Source organism: Afifella sp. IM 167, from assembly GCF_020144925.1.
In the GTDB taxonomy this organism is placed as follows: Bacteria; Pseudomonadota; Alphaproteobacteria; order Rhizobiales; family Afifellaceae; genus Afifella.
This window is the reverse complement of the sequence record NZ_NSLC01000011.1, coordinates 107,709-128,447: the sequence shown is the minus strand read 5'-3', so window position 1 is coordinate 128,447 and position 20,739 is coordinate 107,709. Positions and strand designations below refer to the sequence as shown.

The 20,739-nt window shown below is 68.1% G+C and carries 18 protein-coding genes; 9 read left to right on the top strand and 9 right to left on the bottom strand.

Annotated features, from left to right (window positions below):
* The first annotated feature begins 2 nt into the window (after nucleotides 1-2).
* Nucleotides 3-2,408, top strand: a complete 2,406-nt coding sequence (locus CLD20_RS18175; RefSeq protein ID WP_224408089.1) for an aldehyde dehydrogenase family protein — start codon at nucleotides 3-5, stop codon at nucleotides 2,406-2,408.
* A 12-nt stretch (nucleotides 2,409-2,420) separates the two neighbouring features.
* Here the strand turns inward: CLD20_RS18175 and CLD20_RS18170 are convergent, their stop codons facing one another.
* From CLD20_RS18170 to CLD20_RS18130, 9 genes are all read right to left on the bottom strand, one after another.
* Nucleotides 2,421-3,485 (bottom strand): energy transducer TonB, encoded by a 1,065-nt coding sequence (locus tag CLD20_RS18170; protein WP_224408088.1) that lies wholly within the window; start codon nucleotides 3,483-3,485, stop codon nucleotides 2,421-2,423.
* Nucleotides 3,482-3,883: a biopolymer transporter ExbD gene (locus tag CLD20_RS18165; protein WP_224408087.1), complete on the bottom strand. Its 402-nt coding sequence runs from the start codon at nucleotides 3,881-3,883 to the stop codon at nucleotides 3,482-3,484. The genes CLD20_RS18170 and CLD20_RS18165 overlap by 4 nt, the downstream gene beginning before the upstream one ends.
* Nucleotides 3,884-3,891: 8 nt before the next feature.
* On the bottom strand, nucleotides 3,892-4,284 hold the full coding sequence (locus tag CLD20_RS18160; RefSeq protein ID WP_224408086.1) for a biopolymer transporter ExbD: 393 nt from the start codon (nucleotides 4,282-4,284) through the stop codon (nucleotides 3,892-3,894).
* Nucleotides 4,274-5,173, bottom strand: coding sequence for a MotA/TolQ/ExbB proton channel family protein (locus CLD20_RS18155; protein ID WP_224408085.1), 900 nt, complete (start codon nucleotides 5,171-5,173; stop codon nucleotides 4,274-4,276). Before CLD20_RS18155 ends, CLD20_RS18160 begins: the two co-directional genes overlap by 11 nt.
* A gap of 18 nt (nucleotides 5,174-5,191) precedes the next feature.
* Entirely contained in the window at nucleotides 5,192-5,698 is a 507-nt protein-coding gene (locus CLD20_RS18150; protein ID WP_224408084.1) for a hypothetical protein, read from the bottom strand.
* A 149-nt stretch (nucleotides 5,699-5,847) separates the two neighbouring features.
* Nucleotides 5,848-7,143: an adenylate/guanylate cyclase domain-containing protein gene (locus CLD20_RS18145; RefSeq protein ID WP_224408083.1), complete on the bottom strand. Its 1,296-nt coding sequence runs from the start codon at nucleotides 7,141-7,143 to the stop codon at nucleotides 5,848-5,850.
* A 116-nt stretch (nucleotides 7,144-7,259) separates the two neighbouring features.
* Nucleotides 7,260-8,195, bottom strand: coding sequence for an ABC transporter permease (locus tag CLD20_RS18140; RefSeq protein WP_224408082.1), 936 nt, complete (start codon nucleotides 8,193-8,195; stop codon nucleotides 7,260-7,262).
* Between the two features lie 16 nt (nucleotides 8,196-8,211).
* Complete coding sequence (locus tag CLD20_RS18135; RefSeq protein ID WP_224408081.1) at nucleotides 8,212-9,018, bottom strand: taurine ABC transporter ATP-binding protein; 807 nt, start codon at nucleotides 9,016-9,018, stop codon at nucleotides 8,212-8,214.
* 68 nt (nucleotides 9,019-9,086) lie between these two features.
* The gene (locus CLD20_RS18130) at nucleotides 9,087-10,085 is read right to left on the bottom strand and encodes an ABC transporter substrate-binding protein (protein WP_224408080.1); all 999 of its coding nucleotides are present in this window, start codon (nucleotides 10,083-10,085) and stop codon (nucleotides 9,087-9,089) included.
* Nucleotides 10,086-10,389: 304 nt separating this feature from the next.
* Here CLD20_RS18130 and CLD20_RS18125 point away from each other — a divergent pair, with 304 nt between their 5' ends.
* The 8 genes from CLD20_RS18125 to CLD20_RS18090 all read left to right on the top strand — a co-directional run bounded on the left by CLD20_RS18125 (nucleotide 10,390) and on the right by CLD20_RS18090 (nucleotide 20,722).
* The gene (locus CLD20_RS18125; RefSeq protein WP_224408079.1) at nucleotides 10,390-11,895 is read left to right on the top strand and encodes a PLP-dependent aminotransferase family protein; all 1,506 of its coding nucleotides are present in this window, start codon (nucleotides 10,390-10,392) and stop codon (nucleotides 11,893-11,895) included.
* A gap of 103 nt (nucleotides 11,896-11,998) precedes the next feature.
* Entirely contained in the window at nucleotides 11,999-13,120 is a 1,122-nt protein-coding gene (gene ald / locus CLD20_RS18120; RefSeq protein WP_224408078.1) for an alanine dehydrogenase, read from the top strand.
* A gap of 30 nt (nucleotides 13,121-13,150) precedes the next feature.
* Nucleotides 13,151-15,640, top strand: coding sequence for an FAD-dependent oxidoreductase (locus CLD20_RS18115; RefSeq protein WP_224408077.1), 2,490 nt, complete (start codon nucleotides 13,151-13,153; stop codon nucleotides 15,638-15,640).
* Nucleotides 15,641-15,699: 59 nt separating this feature from the next.
* A complete protein-coding gene (locus CLD20_RS18110) occupies nucleotides 15,700-16,863 on the top strand; it encodes a DUF2235 domain-containing protein (protein ID WP_224408076.1) in 1,164 nt (387 codons plus the stop codon).
* Between the two features lie 59 nt (nucleotides 16,864-16,922).
* Nucleotides 16,923-17,789, top strand: a complete 867-nt coding sequence (locus tag CLD20_RS18105) for a DUF1028 domain-containing protein (RefSeq protein ID WP_224408075.1) — start codon at nucleotides 16,923-16,925, stop codon at nucleotides 17,787-17,789.
* Nucleotides 17,790-17,874: 85 nt separating this feature from the next.
* Nucleotides 17,875-18,270 (top strand): cupin domain-containing protein, encoded by a 396-nt coding sequence (locus CLD20_RS18100; RefSeq protein WP_224408074.1) that lies wholly within the window; start codon nucleotides 17,875-17,877, stop codon nucleotides 18,268-18,270.
* A 32-nt stretch (nucleotides 18,271-18,302) separates the two neighbouring features.
* Entirely contained in the window at nucleotides 18,303-19,283 is a 981-nt protein-coding gene (locus tag CLD20_RS18095; RefSeq protein WP_224408073.1) for an aldo/keto reductase, read from the top strand.
* Between the two features lie 104 nt (nucleotides 19,284-19,387).
* Nucleotides 19,388-20,722 (top strand): aspartate aminotransferase family protein, encoded by a 1,335-nt coding sequence (locus CLD20_RS18090; RefSeq protein ID WP_224408072.1) that lies wholly within the window; start codon nucleotides 19,388-19,390, stop codon nucleotides 20,720-20,722.
* Nucleotides 20,723-20,739: the final 17 nt, after the last annotated feature.

Below are 20,739 nucleotides of genomic sequence, written 5' to 3'. Positions count from 1 at the left end.
AGATGACAGCGGTGAAGGACATCCTGAAGACGATGGAATACGGCCCCGCGCCGGAATCGGATGCGCCGGTGCGCGAATGGCTGGCCGAGCACGAGAGCGGCTTTTCCCATTTCATCGGCGGCGACTTCACGCCGCCCGCCAAGGGCCGCTTCTTCGAGACGAAGAACCCGGCGAACGGCGAGGTTCTGGCGAGGATCGCCGAGGGCTCGGCCGCCGATGTCGACGAGGCCGTCAGGGCCGCGCAGAAGGCTTTTGCGAAATGGTCGGGCCTTTCCGGCCACGTTCGCGCCCGCTACCTCTATGCGCTCGCCCGCCTCGTGCAGAAGCGCGCCCGCTTCTTCGCCGTGCTGGAGAGCCTCGACAACGGCAAGCCGATCCGCGAGAGCCGCGATATCGACGTGCCGCTCGTCGCGCGCCATTTCTACCATCACGCCGGCTGGGCCGAGCTCATCGAGAGCGAGTTTGCCGGCCATGGCCCGCTCGGCGTCTGCGGCCAGATCATCCCGTGGAATTTCCCGCTCCTGATGCTCGCCTGGAAGGTCGCCCCGGCGCTCGCCGCCGGCAACACGGTAGTGCTGAAGCCGGCCGAGCAGACGCCACTGACCGCGCTCGCTTTCGCCGGGCTCGCCGCCGAGGCGGGGTTGCCGGCGGGCGTCCTCAACATCGTCACGGGCGCGGCGAAGACGGGCGCGATGCTGGTGGAGCACGATGGCGTCGACAAGCTCGCCTTCACCGGCTCCACCGAGGTCGGAAGGGCGATCCGCACGGCGAGCGCCGGCACGGGCAAGAAACTCTCCCTGGAGCTTGGCGGAAAGTCGCCCTTCATCGTCTGCGACGACGCCGATCTCGACAGCGCCGTGGAAGGCGTCGTCGATTCCATCTGGTTCAACCAGGGCGAGGTCTGCTGCGCCGGCTCGCGCCTCCTCGTCCAGGAGGCGGTGGCGGAGCGCTTTCACGCCAAGCTGCGGCGGCGCATGGAGACGCTGCGCCTCGGCGATCCGCTCGACAAGACCACCGATATCGGCCCGATCGTCGACGCGGCGCAGCTGGAGCGCATCAAGGGCCTCGTGGAAACGGGCTGCCGCGAGGGCGCCGAATGCTGGCAGCCTTCGGCGAAGCTGCCGAAGGGCGGGCATTTCTTCCCGCCGACCATCCTTTCCGGCGTCGCCCCGGCCTCGACGGTGGCACAGGAGGAAATCTTCGGCCCCGTTCTCGTCTCCATGACGTTCCGGACACCTGACGAGGCGGCACGGCTCGCCAACAATTCCCGCTACGGGCTTGCCGCCTCCATCTGGTCGGAGAACATCAATCTTGCCCTCGACCTTGCCGCGAAGATCAAGGCGGGCGTCGTCTGGGTGAACGCGACCAACCTCTTCGATGCGGCGGCCGGCTTTGGCGGCATGAAGGAAAGCGGCTTCGGACGCGAGGGCGGCCGCGAGGGCATGTTCGAGTATCTGAAGCCCCTCGGCGGGGGCCCGGCGAAGAAGCCGGTAAAGCTTCCGGCGCCGGATTTCTCCGTGGCGCCCGCCTTTCCGCCCGCGCCGATGAAGGTCGACACGCCGAAGCTCGACCGCACGGCCAAACTCTATGTCGGCGGCCGGCAGGCGCGGCCGGATTCGGGCCATTCCTACACGATCCGCAATCCGCGCGGGCACGAGGTCGGTCAGGCCGGGCTCGGCAGCCGCAAGGATATCCGCAACGCCGTCGAGGCCGCGCACAAGGCTTCCGGCTGGTCGGCGATGAGCGGCCACCAGCGCGCACAGGTTCTCTATTATCTCGCCGAAAACCTCGAAGCCCGCCGCGAGGAATTCGCGGCCCGGCTCGAGGCGATGTGCGGCGGCGGAAAGAAGGCTGCGGGTGAGGAGGTGGATCTCTCGGTGCGCCGCATCGCCTTTTATGCCGCCCATGCCGACAAATATGACGGGCGCGTCCATTCCACCATGGCGCGGCATGTCACGCTCGCGATGAACGAGCCTTTCGGCGTGATGGGCATCCTGTGCCCCGACAACGCGCCGCTTCTCGGCTTCGTCTCGCTTGTCCTGCCGGCGATCGCGCTCGGCAACCGCGTCGTCGCCGTGCCCTCGTCGCTCTGGCCGCTGGCGGCGACGGATTTCTATCAGGTGCTCGACACCTCCGACGTGCCGGGCGGCGTCGTCAACATCGTGACGGGGGCGACGGACGAGCTTGCCGCCACGATCGGCGGCCATGACGACATCGCCGCCGCCTGGCATTTCGCCGGGGGCGAGGGGATCGGCAATTTCGAGCGGGCGGCGGCCGGCAATCTGAAGCCGACATGGCTCGCCGACGGCAGGGCGATCGACTGGCGCGACGCCGCGGCAGGGCAGGGCCGTGGATTCCTGCGCCATGCGAGCCAGGTGAAGAACATCTGGATCCCCTACGGGGAATGACCGGACGCGCCCTCAGCGGCGCGCGAAATTGATCGGCACGGTGAAGGTCATGGAGCTCCGCCCAATCTCGCTCGGGATGGGCGGGAAGGGCGAGGCGCGTTTCACCATCGCGGTGGCCGCCTGATCGAGCGCCGGATCGCCGGAGCTTGCGACGAGCCGCACGCCCCCCGCCCCGCCAGATGCGCTGAGCGTGAAGCGCACCGTCGCGACGCCGTTGCGGCGGGCGCCGGAAGGAAAGCGCTTGTGCCGGGCGAGATGGGAATAGACGCGGGAATTGTAGTTGGAGAGGGTGCGCCGGCTCGGCCCCGGATCGCGCGGGCTTTGTCGTCCCGCGACGGCGGCGGCGGAGGCGGCCTTGCGGGGCTGGGCGGCTCCGGCTCGCTGTCGGGCGGCGGCCTTCCTCTCGGCTTCCTTCCTTTCTGTAACACGTGCGGCGGCGGCCTTCCTTTCGGCGGCCCGCCGCTCGCGCTCGCGTGCCTCCTCGCGCTGCTGTCGCCGGTATTCGACGAGCACGTCCGGCGGAACCTCGTCCGGCCGCGCCTGCGGCAGGGGCGTTTCGGGCAGGGGCTCGATCTCGCGCGCCACGGCGACGCTCTGCAGCGGCTCGGCGACGGGCGGCAGCGGGGCGGCTTCCTCCGCCGCCCTCTCGGCTAGCGCCGTCGGCTCCGCCTCCGATAACGTTTCCGGCTCCACTTCCGAAAGCTCTTCTGCTTCCCGCGCCTCCTCGGTCTCCGGCGTTAAATCGGCGGGTTCGATCTCCTCCGGCGCAACGGGCGAAACCTCCTCGGGCGTCACGGAAGCGAGCTCCACGGGCTCGGCCTCGGAGACTTCCTCCACTTCCTCGGCCGGTTCGGCGGTGTCGTCCCTCGCCACCTCCAAGAGTTGCTCCACGGGCGGGGCGTCCTCGCTCGTCGGCAGGAAGAGATTGGCTTCGGCGATGCCGATGACGGCCTGCGGCCGGCCGGCTCCGCCTCCGGCGGCGGGTTCTGCCGCCTGCGCGAAATAGAAGAGGACGCAAAGATGCAGAAGCGCGGCGCCGCCGATGGCAAGGCTCCAGTGAAGGCGCTCCGCTCTCATCTGGCACTGCCGCGAAGGGTGACGATCTCGACCCTGGTGATACCCGCCTCGCTGAGGCGGGCAAGCACCGGCTGTACGGTCTCCATGGCGAGAGCCCGGTCGAGCACGAGCGGCAGCGGCCCTGCCTTCCCGCGCGCCTCGGCGAGACGGGCCGTCAGCGCTTCCGGAGAGGCGGGACCGCCCTTGAGGTAGATGACCCCTGCCCTGTCGACATAGACGGCGTCGGCGGGGATCTGCGGGGCGGCTTCGCCGGCGCCCTCGATATAGCGCACGGGGGCCGCCGGCGCTGGCATCAGCGTGCCGGCGAGCAGGAAGAAGATGAGGAGCAGGAAGACGACGTTGATGAGCGGCACGAGGTCGTCGGCGGCTCGGGACGGCGTCTGCGGCGGAAGTTTCATGACGCGCCTCAGTGGACGAGCAGCACCGGGCCGATGGCGGCCCTGCGCGCCTCGTCGATCGCATCCACCACATCCTGGGCGACGGCCCGCGGCGAGGCTCTGACGACGACGCGCCATTTGCCTTCCGGCCGGCCGGTCTTCAGCGCCTCGGCGATCCCCGCCTTCGTGACGGCGGCCCCGTCGATGGCGAAGCCGGCATCTTCGGCGACGGAGAGGAGCACGCTGCGCGTCTCGCCCGGCGTCGCCGTTCCCCCGCCCTCGCTCGCCAGCGACACGTCCACCGCGCCGAAGCGGGCGAAGGTGGAGGCGAGCATGAAGAAGAGCAGGAGCAGGAAGACGACGTCGATCAGCGGCGTCATGCTCATGGCGCGGTGGCGCGGGCGATGCCGGTCAATGTGCATGCGCGACCTCGCCGATATGGGGCCTTGCGTCGCGCGCCGTCTCGCTCTCGCTGCCGGCATGCGCCGCCGCCTCGCCGGAGACGAGGACGGAGGTTGCAAGGCTCTCGATCGACTGGCGCTCGCCGTCGATCCGTCCCTCGAACCAGTGCAGCGCCAGGCTGCAGGGGATGGAGACGGCAAGGCCGACGGCCGTGGTCAGCAGCGCCACCCAGATGCCGCCGGCGAGCATCGCCGGATCGACGTTCGAGCCCCCGTCCTGGAGGACCCGGAAGGCCTCGATCATGCCGAGGATGGTGCCGAAAAGGCCGAGGAGGGGCGAGACCTGCGCGATCGCTTCGAGGCCCCGAAGGTAGCTCCGCAGCCGGTGCAGTTCCTCTCCGCCGAGCCGCTCCACCTCCTCACGGATGAGCGCGCCCGGCACCCTGGCGAGCGACATGCGCATGGCGGCGGTGACGACGGCCGCGGTCGGGCCCTTCAGGCTTTCGGCCGCGGCGAGAGCCTCGCGCCTTTCCCCGCGCCGCCAGAGCGCCACGGCGTCGGCGATCCTCGCCCGTCGCCTTCCGCCGAGCGGCAGGATGTCGACGAGCTTCTTCAGGATGATGGCAAGGCCGGCGACGGAAAGGACGAGGAGGATCGCCACGACCGGCCCGCCGAGGGCGAGGAAATCGAGGGCGGGGCTGATGTCGTGGCCGAAGACGAGCGTCGGTTCCGGCACCGCCGCGAAGGCTGGCGGCGGCGACGAGGTGGCGGCGTCGGGCAGAGGGGCAGCCGGCAGGGAGGGTGCGGCCTCCATGGCCGCGGGCGCTCCGCCCGCCGGGGCGCCCGCGCTATCTGTCGGCATCTCGGTGGCGGCCTGCGCAAGCCTCAGCTGCGCTTCCGCAAAATGCATTCCGGTCTCCGTCACGGCCTACTCCGATCCGGCGGAGGCCGGCTCGCGGTCGGCTTCCGTCACGACGAGATCGGCGCGGGTGCGGCTGGAGGGCGAAAGGCGGGCCAGGCATGCCGCCGGATCGAGCCCCTCGCCCTTGCAGGCGACGACGTCGTTGATGAGCAGGAAGCCGACATCCGCGCAGGCCATGCCGGCAAGGTCGTATTGCGAGACGCGGATCTTGCCGGGGATGAGCGGCTGCGATTTCACCACGAGAAACCGCGAGGCCCCGCCCTCGCGGTCGAAGAGGACGGTCTCCAGCTCCAGCGCCTCCACCGTGACGCCGAGGCCGTTGGTGTAGACGAGCGACATGCGGCAGGCATCGCCATTTTCCGCCAGCCGGTTGAGCTCGACGGAGAGCTCCCCGGCCGCCGGTGCCGACGCTGCCGGCTGCGCCATCGAAGCGAGCGAAAGGCCTGCTGCGAAAAGGGCCTTCCTTGCCCAGGAAAGCGGGCGGATCGGCACGATGCGTCTCCCTGTGCTCATCGAAAAGGCGCGTGCCTTGCGGCCGCGCCGGAGCCCGTGGCTCCCGTTCATGGCAGAAGCCGCGATATAAGGTGAATGTCAAGGTCAACATTTACCGAACACGCCTCGATGCGCACCGCGCGGCGATGGCGCAAGGGCAAAGGGCGCCCTCAGCCCGGCGGCGTAAGAAGCTCTCGCGGCGCCATCAGGCGCACGGGGGCGTGCCGGCCGCGTAGCGGCCTTTCGGCCAGTTGTTCCCAGCCCGTGGTTTCGCCCGCCTCCGTGAGGAGCGAGGCGGAGGCAAGGAGCGGGACGGAGAAGTCCTTCGTTGCCTCTTGCAGCCTCGCCGCGACATTGGCGGCGTCGCCGAGGACGGTGAATTCGCGCCGCTCGTCGCTGCCGACGATGCCGCAGAAGACCTCGCCCTGATGCAGGCCGATGCCGGCGCGGGCGGGCGGCGCGTGTCCTTCGCGGGCATTCCATTCGTCCAGAAGCCGCAGAAGGCGCCGGGCGAAGGCGAGGCTGCGGGCTGCGTCGTCCGCCGCCGGGCGGAGCGCGCCGAAAAGGACGAGAGCCCCATCGCCGATGAACTTGTCGACGATGCCGCCCGTTTCCGCCGCCGCCTGGGAGACAAGGCCGCGGAAGCCGGTCATGAAGCCGGCAAAGGCCTCCGCCTCCATCCGCTCCGCCCATCCGGCCGAATCGCGCATGTCGACGAAGGCGATGGCGACCTTCTGGCGCTTGCCGCGGCCGAGCTCGGCGAGTTCCGGATCGGTGATGACGGGCGCCAGCTCGCCCGGCAGGAAGCGCGTCAGTTCCATGCGCATGGAAGTCTCCGCGACGGCACGTTCCAGCAGCCGGCGACCGCGCCGCGCGACGAGGACGAGGATGAAGGCCGCTGCCGCGATCATGCTGAGGCGGATGAGGTTGGGCGGCACGCCGAAGCCGAGGACGAGGCGCGAGAGGATCTCCGCCCGTTCGCCGATCGGCACCGGCCCGCCGATCATCATGACGATGCCCAGCCCGCCGACATAGAGGAAGCCGACCCAGGCCTGCAGCCGCGGCCGGTAGCGGACGGCGGTGATGGCCAGGAGGATCGGCACGACCCAGATGCCGGGGAAGATGAAGAAGAAGCTGCCCGGCACGTCGTCGGAGAGGAGGTTGTTGGCGAGGACGGAGAGGACGAGGAGGGCGTCGAAGGTCGCGGTGAGGAAGGCGAGGCGGCGGATACCGAAGCCGCGCGTCAGGGCGAAATACGCGCCGAGGCCGACGAGGATGAGGAGGGCGGCGACGATCCGCGCCGCCATGAGCTGCCGCAAGGTGGTCTCCGCCCCTTCCGGCACGACGAAGGCGGTCAGCTGGATGAGGACGAGAAAGAGGACGCCCAAAACGGCGCGCAGGATGGCGATCTGCCTTTCGGCCTCGCGCTCGGCCTCGTCGAGAAGGCGCTGTGCGGTTTCCTGCATGGCCTCGCCCCTGGCGCCTCCGCTGCCTTCACAAGGTGGGGATGCGATCGGCCGGAACAAAGGGGCGGGAAAAGAGGAGCCTCGCGGCGGGCGCCCGCACCCGCCGCTGGCTTTTGTTAGGCCTTGCCCTTCCAGGGCACGAGCCAGCTCTCCAGGAGCCGCATGATCAGTTCGATGCCGTAGCCGATCAGGCCGATGATGATGATGCCGATGACCACCGTGTCGGTCTGGAGAAAGTTCTTGGCGATCATGATCATGGAGCCGACGCCGCGGTCGGCGGCGACGAGCTCGGCGGCAACCACCGTGCCCCAGCACACGCCCATAGCGGTCCTCAGGCCGGTGAAGATCTCCGGCAGGGCGTTGGGCAGGATGACGTGGCGCAGCACCTGCAGCTTGGAGGCGCCGAGCGAATAGGCCGCGTGCACCTTGTTGATGCGCACCGAAGAGACGCCCGATCGCGCCGCGATCGTCATGATGAACAGCGAGGCGAGGAAGAGGAGCGAGATCTTCGCCGTCTCGTCGATGCCGAACCACAGGATGATGAGCGGGATGAGCGCCAGCGGCGGGATCGGCCGCATGAACTCCACGATCGGATCGAAGATGCCGCGCGCCAGCGAGGAGAGCCCCATGGCAAAGCCGAGCGGGACGCCGACCAGCCCGCCGAGGAAGACGCCGAAGAGCACGCGGTAGACGCTGATCCACACATGCTCCCAGAGCGTGTAGTTGCGGAAGCCGTCCGAGAGGAGCTTGCCGAGGCGCTCTCCCACCATGCCGAGCGAGGGCCAGAAGATCGGCTTCACCCAGCCGAGATTGGTGGCGAGCCACCATAGCGAGAACACCGCCACGACGGTGATGATGGAATAGAGCCGGCCGGAATTGACGGCCGAGGCGTCGCCGAACTTCACCGTCTTCTGGCGGGTGAAGGTGTTGTCGGCGATGCCGAGCCACACGGCGAGCCCCGAAGGCCCGGCCGAGGCCTGTTCGGAGAGCTTCGCGGCGACCTCGCGCTCTTCCTTTTCGGGCGGCGCCTCTGTCTCAACCTGGTCGGTCATCGTCTTCGCCTTCCTGTCAGCCGTCTGCGTCGGCCCTGCCCATGATCTCCTCCTCCATCTCCCAGATCATGGAGAGGACCTCCTCGCGCACGTCGATGAATTCCTGGCTCGCCTTGATCGCGCGCGGGCTCTCTTCCAGCCCGCGGTCGGCGAAGGGCAATTCGTAGGTCTTGTGGATACGGCCGGGCCGGGGCGCCATCACTACCAGCCGCTCGCCGAGGAAGAGCGCCTCTTCCACCGAATGGGTGATGAGGATGATCGTCTTGCCGGTCTCCTTCCACAGCCGCAGCACCAGCCCCTGCATCTTCTCGCGCGTCAGCGCGTCGAGCGCCCCGAGCGGCTCGTCCATCAGGATGAGGTCCGGTTCGTTGGCGAGGCACCTTGCGAGCGCCACGCGCTGCTGCATGCCGCCGGAGAGCTGGTAGACCGGCTTGTCGCCGAAGCCGCGCAGGCCCGTCACCTCCAGGAGGTGTTCCACCTTCTGGCGCGTTTCCTTGGCGGGCTTGCCGGCCATGTTCGGGCCGAAGGCGACGTTGCGCTCCACCGAGAGCCATTCGAAGAGCGCTCCCTGCTGGAAGACCATGCCGCGTTCCGCGTCGGGGCCCTTCACCGCATGGCCGTTGAGCTCCACGCGTCCGGCCGTTGGCGCCAGAAAGCCGGCGACGATGTTGAGAAGGGTGGTCTTGCCGCATCCGGAAGGCCCGAGCACCGACATCAGCTCGCCGTTCTTGAGGTCGAGCGAGACGTCTTTCAGTGCCTGGATCGAGCCGCCGTTCGGCAGGGTGAAAACCATGGAGAGGTTTTCGATCCGAAGTCCGTCCATGCGGGCGGCTCCCTGTTGAGTGGCGGTTGCGGAACGGGCGGCCGAAATCCCGGCCGCCCGAAGCTCGCTCAGGGCAGGTAGCTCGGATCGACGAACTGCGAGTAGTCGTCGAGCGCCTTTTCCATTCCGCCGGCGCTGACCATCACGTCGGCGACGCCCTTGGCCATGTCCTGCACGCCGCCGCCGAGCCAGTTCTTGCCCTTCTGGGCCTCGGGGGAGGGGAAGCCGAAATTCGCCAGCATGTCCTTGGTGGCGTCGAGGTCCATGCCGGCCGCCTTGGAGATGGTCGGGTAGTACTCGTCCGGGTTCTTCTCGTAGCCGGCATTCGCGTCGGCCGTCACGGCGAGGAACTCCTTGACGAGGTCCGGATACTTCTCGGCGAACGCGTCGCGCACGGAGATGACGTCGAAGGTGTTGATGCCGGCCTTCTCCTGCTCGGCGCCGGTCATCAGCGGATGGCCGACTTCCTTCATGCGGTTGAGCGCGCCACCGAAGGCGCAGGCCATCGGCACGTCGCCGCGCACCAGCGCCACGGCCGCGTCGGCCGGGTTCATCTGCACGAGGTCGACCTTGGAGGAATCGACGCCCAGCGTCTCCATCGTCTTCAGGAGCTTGTAGTGGGTGACGTTGCCGATCGGCGTCGCCACCTTCTTGCCCGGCAGCGTCTCCTTGGCGTTCTCCTGGGTAATGCCGGCATCGTCGCGCACCACGCAAAGGTCGTTTTCGGCATAGGTGACGGCGATGCCGACGAGCTTGATCGGGGCGTTGCTGGAGACGCCGACGATGAACGGCACGAAGCCCTGCGAATAGGCGATGTCGACATCGCCGGAGACCATCGCCTGGGTCATCTCGTTGCCGTTGCCGAAGGAGCGCCACTCGACCGGCACGCCGAGCTTCTCAGAATACGTGTCGTTGACCTGCGCCACCTGGTTGGCGGTCGGCCATTCCAGGAAGTAGGCGACGGTTACCTTGTCGGGCTTGTCCTGCGCGGCGGCGAGGCTGCCCGCCAGCGCGCTGCCGGCCGCCAGGCTGGCGGCGAGGGCAAGGCGTAGGAATCTGGTTTTCATGTGTGTTCCCCTTCGGCTGAGTGGCCGGTGTACCCTTGCGGGCCTGCTCGTTCTTGGCCGCGTTCGCTCTGTGAGCGACCCTTTGCGCTCTGACGGCGCATTCTTCTGGCGAACGCAGACGCCAAGCCGGCCCGAAGGTGCGGTTCGCCGTTAGGACCAGATGCTACCACCTCGTTGGGCCAAGGCAACCTTACGTCACGTCTCCTGCCGTTCCTTGGCTCAAAATCTTGGCCCACGACTTGCCCTGTTCCGCGCGCCGTGCAAACTTTGCGCGGCGAAATTTCAGGAGGTTGGCGAGACGAACATGCGCAGCGACAGCGCCATGTGGACGGGCCTCTTTCGCATGTCGGTCGACAGCGGCCAGACGCTGCAGTCGCAGATCCGCCAGACCGTCGTCGCCGCCATCCTCAACGGCCAGATCCCGGCCGGCCAGCCGCTTCCCTCCTGCCGCACGCTCGCCCGCCATATCAACGTTGCCCGCGGCACGGTGGTGCTCGCCTACCAGCACCTCGTCGACCAGGGGTTTCTGATCGCCCGCGAGCGCCAGGGCCATTTCGTCAATCTCGACGCCCTACCGTCCTTTTCCGCGCAGGCGGAGGCCGAGCCCCACCGCGCCCGGCCGGGGCCGGACTGGTCCTCGCTGGTCGAGCCGCGGCTGAAGAAACTGGAGGCCGTGCAGAAGCCGCAGGACTGGCTCACCTACCGTTATCCTTTCGTCTATGGGCAGTTCGATCCCTCGCTCTTCCCCACCAACGACTGGCGCGAATGCGCCCGCATGGCGCTCGGCGTGCGCGAAATCTACGACTGGGCGGCCGACATGATGGATCAGGACGATCCGCTCCTGATCGAACAGATCCGCACCCGCCTGTTGCCGCGGCGCGGGATATTCGCCCGCTCCGACGAGGTGGTCGTCACCCTCGGCGCCCAGAACGGCCTTTATCTCCTCGCCGCCCTGCTGATGCGCAAGGGCAGGGCAGTGGCGATGGAGGACCCGGGCTATCCCGACGCCCGCCACATCTTCGGCTTGCATACCGATGCGGTGAGGCCGGTGCCGGTCGACTGCAAGGGCATCGACCCCGAGGCGATCCCGGAGGATTGCCGGATCGTCTTCTGCACGCCGAGCCACCAATGCCCGACGGCCGCGCGCCTGCCGATCGCCCGCCGCGAGGCTCTGCTCGCCTGGGCCGCCGAGCGCGACGGCCTCATCATCGAGGACGATTACGACAGCCAGCTTCTGGAGGACATGGAGGAGGGGGGCAACCTGCCGGCGCTGAAGAGCCTCGACACGGAGGGGCGCGTCGTCTTCGTCGGCTCCCTGTCGAAGACGCTCGCGCCGGGCCTGCGCCTCGGCTACCTGGTCGGAGACGCCGCCCTCATCGCCGAGCTGCGGCGCCTGCGCCGCCTGATGCTGCGCCACCCGCCTGCGAACAACCAGCGTGCCGTGGCGCTGTTTCTCTCCCTCGGCCATCACGACGCGCTCATTCGGCGCCTTTCCGCGTCCATCTGTGAAAAGCGCGAGAAGCTGCGCGAGGCGCTCTCGCGCCACCTGCCCGAATTCGACCAGGGCGGAGCGCGCGCCGGCACCTCGCTCTGGCTGCGCGGCCCGCCCGGCTTCGATGCGACCGCGCTGGTGGAGGCGGCGCGCGCCGAAAGCGTCATCGTGGAGCCCGGCCGGGTCTTCCATGCAGATCCGCGCATGGCCGGCAACACCTTCCGCATGGGTGTCACCTCCATCGAGAGCCGGCGCATCGAGGACGGCGTGCGCGCTCTCGCCCGCGCCGTTGCCAGGCTGCGCCCTCTCGCGGCCTGAGCCAGGCCGGCGGGCGCTCTGAGCCAAGGCGAGATCGGGCTCTGGCCCTATCGGCGCAGCCACCCCATCATATCGTGCCGCTTTCCCCAAGATGGAGAGACAAATGCGTATCGGAGTGCCGAAGGAGATCAAGCCCTCGGAACATCGGGTAGGGCTCACCCCGGCGTCGGTTCGCGACCTGGCGGCCCATGGTCACGAGGTCTTCGTGGAGACGGGCGCCGGCCTCGGTATCGGCCGCCCGGACGAGGATTACGAGCAGTCCGGCGCCACCATCCTGCCGGACGCGGATGAGGTCTTCGCCCGCGCCGAGATGATCGTGAAGGTGAAGGAGCCCCAGGCGGTGGAGCGTGCCCGCCTGCGCGAGGGCCAGGTGCTCTTCACGTATCTCCATCTCGCCCCGGATGCGCCGCAGGCGAAGGAGCTCGTCGCCTCCGGCGCCACCGCCATCGCCTACGAGACGGTGACGAGCCGCTTCGGCGGCCTGCCGCTGCTGACGCCGATGTCGGAAGTCGCGGGCCGCATGTCGATCCAGGCGGGCGCCTATTATCTGGAGCGCGCCCATGGAGGCCTCGGCGTCCTCCTCGGCGGCGTGCCGGGCGTCGATCCGGCCAAGGTGGTCGTCCTCGGCGGCGGCACCGTCGGCACGCATGCCGCGCATATCGCCATCGGCATGGGCGCGGAGGTGTGGGTCCTCGATCGCTCCAACGACGCGCTCCGCCGCCTGTGGACGCAGTTCGGCCGCTCCCTCAACACGGTCTTCTCCACCCAGGATTCGGTCGAGCGCCATGTCGCCCAGGCGGACCTCATTATCGGCGGCGTTCTCATTCCGGGCGCGGCCGCGCCCAAGCTCGTCAGCCGCGAGATGATCGCCACGATGAAGCCGGGCTCGGTCGTCGTCGACGTCGCGATCGACCAGGGCGGCTGCTTCGAGACGTCCCGCCCGACCACGCATGACGACCCGGTCTTCAAGGTCGACGATGTCACCCATTACTGCGTCGCCAACATGCCGGGCGCCGTGCCGCGCACTTCGGCGGAGGCGCTCAACAACGCCACCTTGCCTTTCGTCATGCAGCTCGCCGACATGGGCTGGGAGGCGGCGCTGAAGGCGGACCCGCATCTCGCCGCCGGGCTCAACGTGCATGCCGGCCAGATCACCCACGCGGCGGTGCACGAGGCGCTGCCCGACCTGCCCTACCGGCCGCTCCGGGAAGTCCTGGCGGCCTGAGGGGACGAATCCTGATCGAGGAGAAAGGCGATGGCCGAAGCCTCCGTCCCCGAGAAGGCGCGTGCCGTCATCATCGGTGGGGGGGTCATCGGCTGCTCGCTCGCCTATCACCTCGCCCATCTCGGCTGGCGCGACATCGTTCTTCTGGAGCGGCGCCAGCTCACCTGCGGCACCACCTGGCACGCAGCCGGCCTGATCGCGCAGCTGCGCGCCACGCAGAACATGACGCGCCTCGCCCGCTACTCGCAGGAGCTCTACGGCGCCCTGGAGGCCGAAACGGGCCTTTCCACCGGCTTCCGGCGCAACGGCTCCGTCACCGTGGCGCTCGGCGCGGAGCGGCTTGAGGAGCTTCGCCGCCAGGCCTCCATGGCTCGCTCCTTCGGCGTGGAGGTGGAGGAGATCGGCATCGATGAGGTGAAGGCCCGCCTGCCGCAGCTTTCCGATGAGGGCGTCACCGGCGGCGTCTATCTGCCGAAGGACGGGCATGGCGATCCGGCCAACATCGCCCAGGCCCTCGCCAGGGGCGCCCGCCAGCTCGGCGCGCGCATCCTGGAAGGCGTCAAGGTCACCGGCATCGACGTGAGGGACGGAAGGGTCCGCGGCGTCTCCTGGGAAAGGGACGGCGAGGCCGGCACGATCGAGTCCGAGACAGTCGCCAACTGCGCCGGCATGTGGGCGCGTGAGGTCGGCCGGATGGCCGGCACGGCCGTGCCGCTGCAGGCCTGCGAGCATTTCTACGTCGTCACCGACGCCATACCCGGCCTGCCGCGCGACATGCCGGTGCTGCGCGTGCCGGACGAATGCGCCTACTACAAGGAGGATGCCGGCAAGCTCCTCGTCGGCTTCTTCGAGCCGGTGGCAAGGCCCTGGGCGCTGGGCGGCATTCCGGAAGATTTCAGCTTCGACCAGTTGCCGCCGGATCTCGACCATCTCTCGCCCATGCTGGAGATGGCGGTGGAGCGCTTCCCGGCGCTCGGCGAGGTCGGCATCCACACCTTCTTCGACGGGCCGGAGAGCTTTACACCCGACGACCGCTACCTCCTCGGCGAGACGCCGGAGGTGGCGGGGCTCTATGTCGCCGCCGGCTTCAACTCGGTCGGCATCCAGTCGGCCGGCGGGGCGGGCAAGGCGCTTGCCGAATGGATGGAGGCGGGCGAGCCGCCCTTCGACCTTTCCGATGTCGATATCCGCCGCATGCAGCCCTTCCAGAACACCCGCGCTTATCTCGCCGCCCGTGTCTCCGAAACGCTCGGCCTCCTTTATGCCGACCATTTCCCCTACCGGCAGTTTGAGACCGCGCGCGGCATCCGCCGCTCCCCCCTGCACGACCGGCTGGAAAAACTCGGCGCCTGCTTCGGCGAGACGGCCGGCTGGGAGCGCGCCAACTGGTTCCTGCCGGAAGAAGCGCGGCGGGCCGGCGAGACGGCCGAATATCGCTATTCCTGGGGCCGGCAGAACTGGTTCGCCCATTCGGCCGGCGAGCACCTTGCAGTGCGCGAGGCCGTCGGCCTCTTCGACATGTCCTCCTTTGCCAAATACCGGGTGGAGGGCCCGGACGCGGAGGACGTGCTGCAGAAGATCTGCGCCGGCGACGTCGCGGTCGAGCCCGGCCGCATCGTCTATACGCAATGGCTGAACGCGCGCGGCGGCATCGAGGCGGACGTCACCGTCACGCGGCTGTCGGAGACCGCCTTCATCGTCGTCTCCGGCGCGGCGATGGCCGGCCGCGACATGGCATGGCTCCGCCGCAACATCCCGCAGGAGGCGCGCTGCGTCGCCACCGACGTGACGAGCGCGGAGGCCTGCATCACCGTCATGGGCCCGCAGGCGCGCGACCTCCTCGCCCCGGTCCTCGATACCGACCTCTCCAACGAGGCGTTCCCCTTCGGCACCATGCGCGAGACCGCGATCGGCATGGCCCTGGGGCGCGCCCACCGCGTCTCCTATGTCGGCGAACTCGGCTGGGAGCTCTATCTGCCGAGCGAGATGGCGCGCCACGCCTTCGAGGCGATCCTGGCGGCGGGCGAAGGCAGCGGGCTTCGCCTCTGCGGCATGCACGCCCTCGATTCCTGCCGCATGGAAAAAGCCTTTCGGCATTTCGGCCACGACATCACCGACGAGGACCATGTGCTGGAAGCCGGTCTCGGCTTTGCCGTGAAGGCGGGTAAGCCCGAAGGCCGCTATGGCCCCTTCATCGGTCGCGATGCGGTGCTGGCGAAGAAGGAGGCGGGGCTTTCGAAGCGCCTCCTCCAGTTCCGCCTGAAGGATCCTGGCCCGCTCCTCTTCCACACCGAGCCCGTCTGGCGCGACGGCAGGCTCGCCGGCTATCTCACCTCCGGCAATTACGGCCATCATCTCGGCGCCGCGATCGGCCTCGGCTATGTCGCCTGCGATCCGGCCGAGAAGGCGGCGGATGTGCTCGCCTCGACCTACGAGATCGAGGTGGCCGGGCTCCGCGTGCCGGCCGAGGCGAGCCTGAAGCCGCTTTACGATCCGAAAAGCGAGCGGATGCGCGCCTGAGCGACTTATACTTGTCCTTGCTCTCCGCTATGCTCGCAAGACGCTAGCGGGGGGCCGCCATGCCGAAGAACATCGTCATCCTCTTCGACGGCACGTCGAACGAGATCGCCGCCGACCGCACCAACATCCTTCGCCTTTACGGCTGCCTGGAGAAGAGCGAGCAGCAGCTCGTCTGGTACGATCCCGGCGTCGGCACCTTCGGCGCGGAGAACGCCTGGCTGCGCTTCTGGCGCAAGGCGGTCGAGATCTGGGGCATGGCGACCGGCTGGGGCCTCGATGAGAATGTCAAGGAAGCCTACCGCTTCATTGTCGAGAACTACGAGAGCGGCAAGCGGCCGGGCGGCGACGACGGCGAACGCGACCGGATCTACATTTTCGGGTTCAGCCGCGGCGCCTATTCGGCCCGCGTGCTCGCCGGCTTCATCCACGCGGTGGGACTTCTGGAGCGGCGCAATCTCAACCTCCTCGCCTATGCCTACCGGGCCTACAAGCGCATCGGCGAGAACGACGAGGACAGTTTCGCGGAAGTGCGACTTTACGAGCGGACCCTTGATCCCGATCGCCCGCCGATCCGTCTTCTCGGCCTCTTCGATACGGTGGCCTCGGTCATCGAGAGCGGCCGCTACGGGCCGCGCCTGCGCTCGCACGCCTTCACCAAAAAGAACTGGAGCGTGGAGGCCGTGCGCCATGCCGTGGCGATCGACGAGCGGCGCACGATGTTCCGCCCCAAGCTCTGGCCGGAGGGAGGCGAATACTGGGGCAATCCGTTCAACAGGTCGGCGGCGGTGCCGCAGGATGCGCGGGAGGTCTGGTTCGCGGGCGTCCACGGCGATGTCGGCGGCGGCTATCCGGAGACCGAAAGCGGCCTCATCAAGATCCCGCTGAAATGGATGATCGACGAGACGGGCGACATGGGGCTCTCTTACGTGACCCGCTCGGTGAACCTTCTCGTCTACGGTCAGAACACGCAGAAATACGTGCCGCCCGATCCGCTCGGCAGGCGGCATGAATCCATGAACTGGGCCTGGTCGATCCTGGAATTCCTGCCGCGCCGCACGCCCTCCGATTCCACGCGCCCGAGCTTCCTCGGCTGGTCGATCCCATATTTCGAGCGGCGCGCCGTGCCCGAGGGCGCGCGCATCCACCGCTCCGTGCTGCAGCGGATGGAAAAGCTCGGCGAGAAGCACCCGAACCTGCCGCAGAGCTATGTCGTGGAGGAGTAAGGGCCTCTTCGGTGCCGGGGCGGTTCGCGATTTTCCGCCGCCTTCGCTATAGCCGGGGCATGACCTATTCGATCCTCGCCCGCGATCCGGCGACGGGCGCGCTCGGCATCGCCGTCCAGTCGAAGTTCCCGGGCGTTTCCGGCCTCATCTGCCACGGGCGCGCGGGCGTCGGCGTCATCGCCACGCAGGCTTTTTCGAACCCGGATCACGGCGGCCGCGGGCTCGATCTTCTCGCCCTCAAGGTGCCGCCCGCCACGGTTCTGGAGCTGCTTCTCGCCGGGGACGACAACGAAGGAGAGCGGCAGATCGCCATCCTCGCCGCCGACGGCAGCCGGGCGCAGCATACCGGTGCCGAGGTGCTTTCCTGGGACGGGGAGGCCGGAATGGCGGCGAGCGAAAATGCGCTCGCCCATGGCAATTCGCTGGCCTCCCGCAAGGTGCCGGAGGCGATGGTCGAAGCCTTCGAGGCGGGCAAGGGCGATTTCGCGGCACGCCTCATTGCGGCGCTTGAGGCGGGAGAGGAGGCGGGCGGCGAGCTTCGCGGCGTGCAATCGGCGGGGCTGCAGGTGTTCGAGGCCGGCGCCGGCTATGGCGGCAGGCAGGAAAAATCCGTCGACATCTCCATTTACGATCATGAAGACCCGATCGGCGAGCTCGCCCGCTGTTACCGGCTCCACCGTCTGTCCTACTTCCCCTCGAAGAAGGAGAACCTTGTTCCGATCGACGAGGCGACGGATGCTTATCTCACGGCGGTTCTGACGGGCGAGGGCTACCTGAAGGGCGCGCCGCCCGCCGGCTGGGGCGCCGAGAAGATCAAGGCCATGGCCCGTTTCATGGGCGTGGAAAACTACGACAACCGCATCCGCGGAGATGCCATGATCGACACCGAGGTGCTGGCCGATATCCGCACGCGCAAGGGCGGATAGGCCGAGAGGTGACAGAGGCGAGGCTGCGGCCTCGTCCGGGCGGTGTCCTGCCGCCCCGCCCGCCACGTCCAGGAAGGAGAAATGCATGGAGATCACCCGCAATGCCGCCAAACCTTCGGCGAAAGGGCCGGAGGAGTATTTCAGCGGATCGGTGCGCCTCGATACGCCCTTCAGGGCGCCGGAGCCGGCGCGGGTCGGCGGTGCCATCGTCACCTTCGAGCCGGGCGCTCGCACCGCCTGGCATACCCATCCGCTCGGCCAGACGCTGATCGTCACCGCCGGTCTCGGCTGGGCGCAGCGCGAGGGCGGCCCGAAGGAGGAGATCAGGCCGGGCGACGTCGTCTGGTTCTCTCCCGGCGAGAAGCATTGGCACGGCGCCACCGAGGCGAGCGCCATGACCCATATCGCCATCGCCGAGGTCGAGAACGGCTCGCCCGTCACCTGGCTGGAGAAGGTATCCGACGCCGATTATCTCGGCTGACCGGACGAGCCGGCAGAACAAGGAATCCCAACATGAAAAAGAGAACGCTCGGTAACGGCCTTGAAGTCTCCGCCCTCGGCTGTGGCTGCATGGGTCTCAGCTTCGGCCTCGGCCAGGGCCTCGAGCCCGAAGAGGGCGTTGCGTTCCTGCGCGGAGCGCATGAGCGGGGCGTCACCTTCTTCGACACGGCCGAGGCCTACGGCCCGTTCGTGAACGAGAAGCTCCTCGGCGAGGCGTTCGAGCCTGTTCGCGACGAGGTCGTTATCGCCACGAAGTTCGGCTTCGAGGATGGCAATGCCGCCAAGGGGGTGGATTCGCGGCCCGAGCGCATCCGGCAGGTCTGCGAGGAATCCCTTGCGCGCCTCCGGACCGACCGGATCGACATCTTCTACCAGCATCGGGTCGATCCATCCGTGCCGATCGAGGAGGTCGCCGGCACGGTGAAGGAGCTGATCGAGGAAGGGAAGGTCCTCCATTTCGGCCTGTCGGAGGCCGGCACCGGCACCATTCGCAGGGCCCATGCCGTTCAGCCCGTGACCGCGCTGCAGAGCGAATATTCGCTGTGGTGGCGCGAGCCGGAGGAAGAGATTTTTCCGACGCTGGAGGAACTCGGCATCGGCTTCGTTCCCTTCAGCCCGCTCGGCAGGGGCTTCCTCACGGGCGCGATCGATGAAAAGACGGAGTTCGGCAAGGCGGATTTCCGTCACAACGTGCCGCGCTTCACCGAAGAGAACCGCCGGGCGAACCGCGGGCTGATCGACGCGATTGGTGCGATCGCCGACGCCAAGGGCGTCACCCGCGCGCAGATCGCGCTCGCCTGGCTTTTGGCGCAAAAGCCCTTCATCGTGCCGATCCCCGGCACCAAGAAGCTTCATCGGCTGGAAGAAAATCTGGGTGCCGTCGAGGTTGAAATGACCGAGGCGGATGTTCAAAGGATCGACGAGGCGCTGGCCGCGATCGAAATCGCCGGCGCCCGCTACAACGAAGCCCAGCTGTCGAGGATCGACCGCTGAACCGCTAAACTCTGGCCCTCCGGCACGGCCCGCTCTGGCGCAAGAATTTGCGCCAAGGGCGGTCCTAAGCTCCGGCAGAAGGTTCCACCAAAAGGATCAGGCAGATGTCGATGCTCGCCGAGCCGCTGCAGAAGTTCGCCACCAACTCGCTCGCCGAGCACTGGATGCCGTTCACGGCCAACCGTGACTTCCAGAATTCGCCGCGCCTCGTCGTCAAGAGCGAGGGCATGTATCTGTGGGATCACAAGGGCGGCAAGATCGTCGACGGCTCATCGAGCCTGTTCAACGTGGCGGCCGGCCACGGCCGGCGCGAGATCGCCGATGCCGTGCATGCCCAGATGCTGCAGAACGATTATTCGCCGCATTTCCAGCTCGGCCATCCCGGCTCCTTCGCGCTCGCCAACAAGCTGACGCGTATCCTCCCGGACGGCTTCAACCATGTCTTCTTCGTCAATTCCGGCTCGGAGGCGATCGACACGGCGCTGAAGATGGTGATGGCCTATCACCGCGCCCGCGGCGACGGCCAGCGCCTGCGCTTCGTCACCCGCGAGCGCGCCTATCACGGCGTCAATATCGGCGGCGTGTCGCTGTCGGGCATGGTGAAGAACCGTGAGACCTTTCCGGGCGTCATCCCCAATGTCGTCGCCATGCGCCACACCTGGGACGCCGACGCACCCTTCACCCGCGGCCAGCCGGAGAAGGGCGCGGAGCTTGCCGACGACCTGCAGCGCTTCTGCGACATGTATGGCGGCTCGACCATCGCTGCCGTCTTCGTGGAGCCGATCGCCGGCTCGACGGGCACGCTGGTGCCGCCGAAGGGCTACCTGGAGCGGCTGAGGGAGATCTGCGATGCCAACGGCATCCTTCTGGTTTTCGACGAGGTCATCACCGGCTTCGGCCGCCTCGGAACGCCCTTCGCCGCCCAGCGCTTCGGCGTGAAGCCGGACCTGATGACCATGGCCAAGGCCCTTACCAACGGCTCGATCCCGATGGGCGCCGTGGCGGCCCGCGAGGAGGTCTATTCGGCCATCATCGAGGCCTCGCCCGAGAACGCCATCGAGTTCTTCCACGGCTACACCTATTCGGCCCATCCGGTCGCCTGTGCGGCGGGACTGGCGACCCTCGACATCTATGAGCGCGAGGGTCTCTTCGAGCGCGCCGCCGAACTCGAGACCTATTTCCTCGACGCCATCTATGGGCTGAAGGATCTCGACATCGTCCGCGATATCCGCGGCCTCGGCCTGATGGCGGGCGTGGAGGTGCATCCCTCCGGCGCGCCGGGCACGCGCGGCACGGAGCTGCAGAAGAAGCTCTTCTGGAACGGCTGCCACGTGAAGTTCACCGGCGACACCGCCATCGTCGCCCCGGCCCTCGTCGCCGAGAAGAGCCATGTCGACGAGATCGTCGACGTCATCCGCAGGACGCTGAAGGAAATCTGAGCCCGGCGCCCCGGCAG

What these genes read in the sequence shown, in the direction of transcription:
- CLD20_RS18175 (WP_224408089.1), top strand. Translation starts at nt 3, where the DNA reads ATGACAGCGGTGAAGGACATCCTGAAGACGATGGAATACGGCCCCGCG.
- CLD20_RS18170 (WP_224408088.1), bottom strand. Translation starts at nt 3,485, where the DNA reads ATGAGAGCGGAGCGCCTTCACTGGAGCCTTGCCATCGGCGGCGCCGCG.
- CLD20_RS18165 (WP_224408087.1), bottom strand. Translation starts at nt 3,883, where the DNA reads ATGAAACTTCCGCCGCAGACGCCGTCCCGAGCCGCCGACGACCTCGTG.
- CLD20_RS18160 (WP_224408086.1), bottom strand. Translation starts at nt 4,284, where the DNA reads ATGCACATTGACCGGCATCGCCCGCGCCACCGCGCCATGAGCATGACG.
- CLD20_RS18155 (WP_224408085.1), bottom strand. Translation starts at nt 5,173, where the DNA reads ATGCATTTTGCGGAAGCGCAGCTGAGGCTTGCGCAGGCCGCCACCGAG.
- CLD20_RS18150 (WP_224408084.1), bottom strand. Translation starts at nt 5,698, where the DNA reads ATGAGCACAGGGAGACGCATCGTGCCGATCCGCCCGCTTTCCTGGGCA.
- CLD20_RS18145 (WP_224408083.1), bottom strand. Translation starts at nt 7,143, where the DNA reads ATGCAGGAAACCGCACAGCGCCTTCTCGACGAGGCCGAGCGCGAGGCC.
- CLD20_RS18140 (WP_224408082.1), bottom strand. Translation starts at nt 8,195, where the DNA reads ATGACCGACCAGGTTGAGACAGAGGCGCCGCCCGAAAAGGAAGAGCGC.
- CLD20_RS18135 (WP_224408081.1), bottom strand. Translation starts at nt 9,018, where the DNA reads ATGGACGGACTTCGGATCGAAAACCTCTCCATGGTTTTCACCCTGCCG.
- CLD20_RS18130 (WP_224408080.1), bottom strand. Translation starts at nt 10,085, where the DNA reads ATGAAAACCAGATTCCTACGCCTTGCCCTCGCCGCCAGCCTGGCGGCC.
- CLD20_RS18125 (WP_224408079.1), top strand. Translation starts at nt 10,390, where the DNA reads ATGCGCAGCGACAGCGCCATGTGGACGGGCCTCTTTCGCATGTCGGTC.
- ald (WP_224408078.1), top strand. Translation starts at nt 11,999, where the DNA reads ATGCGTATCGGAGTGCCGAAGGAGATCAAGCCCTCGGAACATCGGGTA.
- CLD20_RS18115 (WP_224408077.1), top strand. Translation starts at nt 13,151, where the DNA reads ATGGCCGAAGCCTCCGTCCCCGAGAAGGCGCGTGCCGTCATCATCGGT.
- CLD20_RS18110 (WP_224408076.1), top strand. Translation starts at nt 15,700, where the DNA reads ATGCCGAAGAACATCGTCATCCTCTTCGACGGCACGTCGAACGAGATC.
- CLD20_RS18105 (WP_224408075.1), top strand. Translation starts at nt 16,923, where the DNA reads ATGACCTATTCGATCCTCGCCCGCGATCCGGCGACGGGCGCGCTCGGC.
- CLD20_RS18100 (WP_224408074.1), top strand. Translation starts at nt 17,875, where the DNA reads ATGGAGATCACCCGCAATGCCGCCAAACCTTCGGCGAAAGGGCCGGAG.
- CLD20_RS18095 (WP_224408073.1), top strand. Translation starts at nt 18,303, where the DNA reads ATGAAAAAGAGAACGCTCGGTAACGGCCTTGAAGTCTCCGCCCTCGGC.
- CLD20_RS18090 (WP_224408072.1), top strand. Translation starts at nt 19,388, where the DNA reads ATGTCGATGCTCGCCGAGCCGCTGCAGAAGTTCGCCACCAACTCGCTC.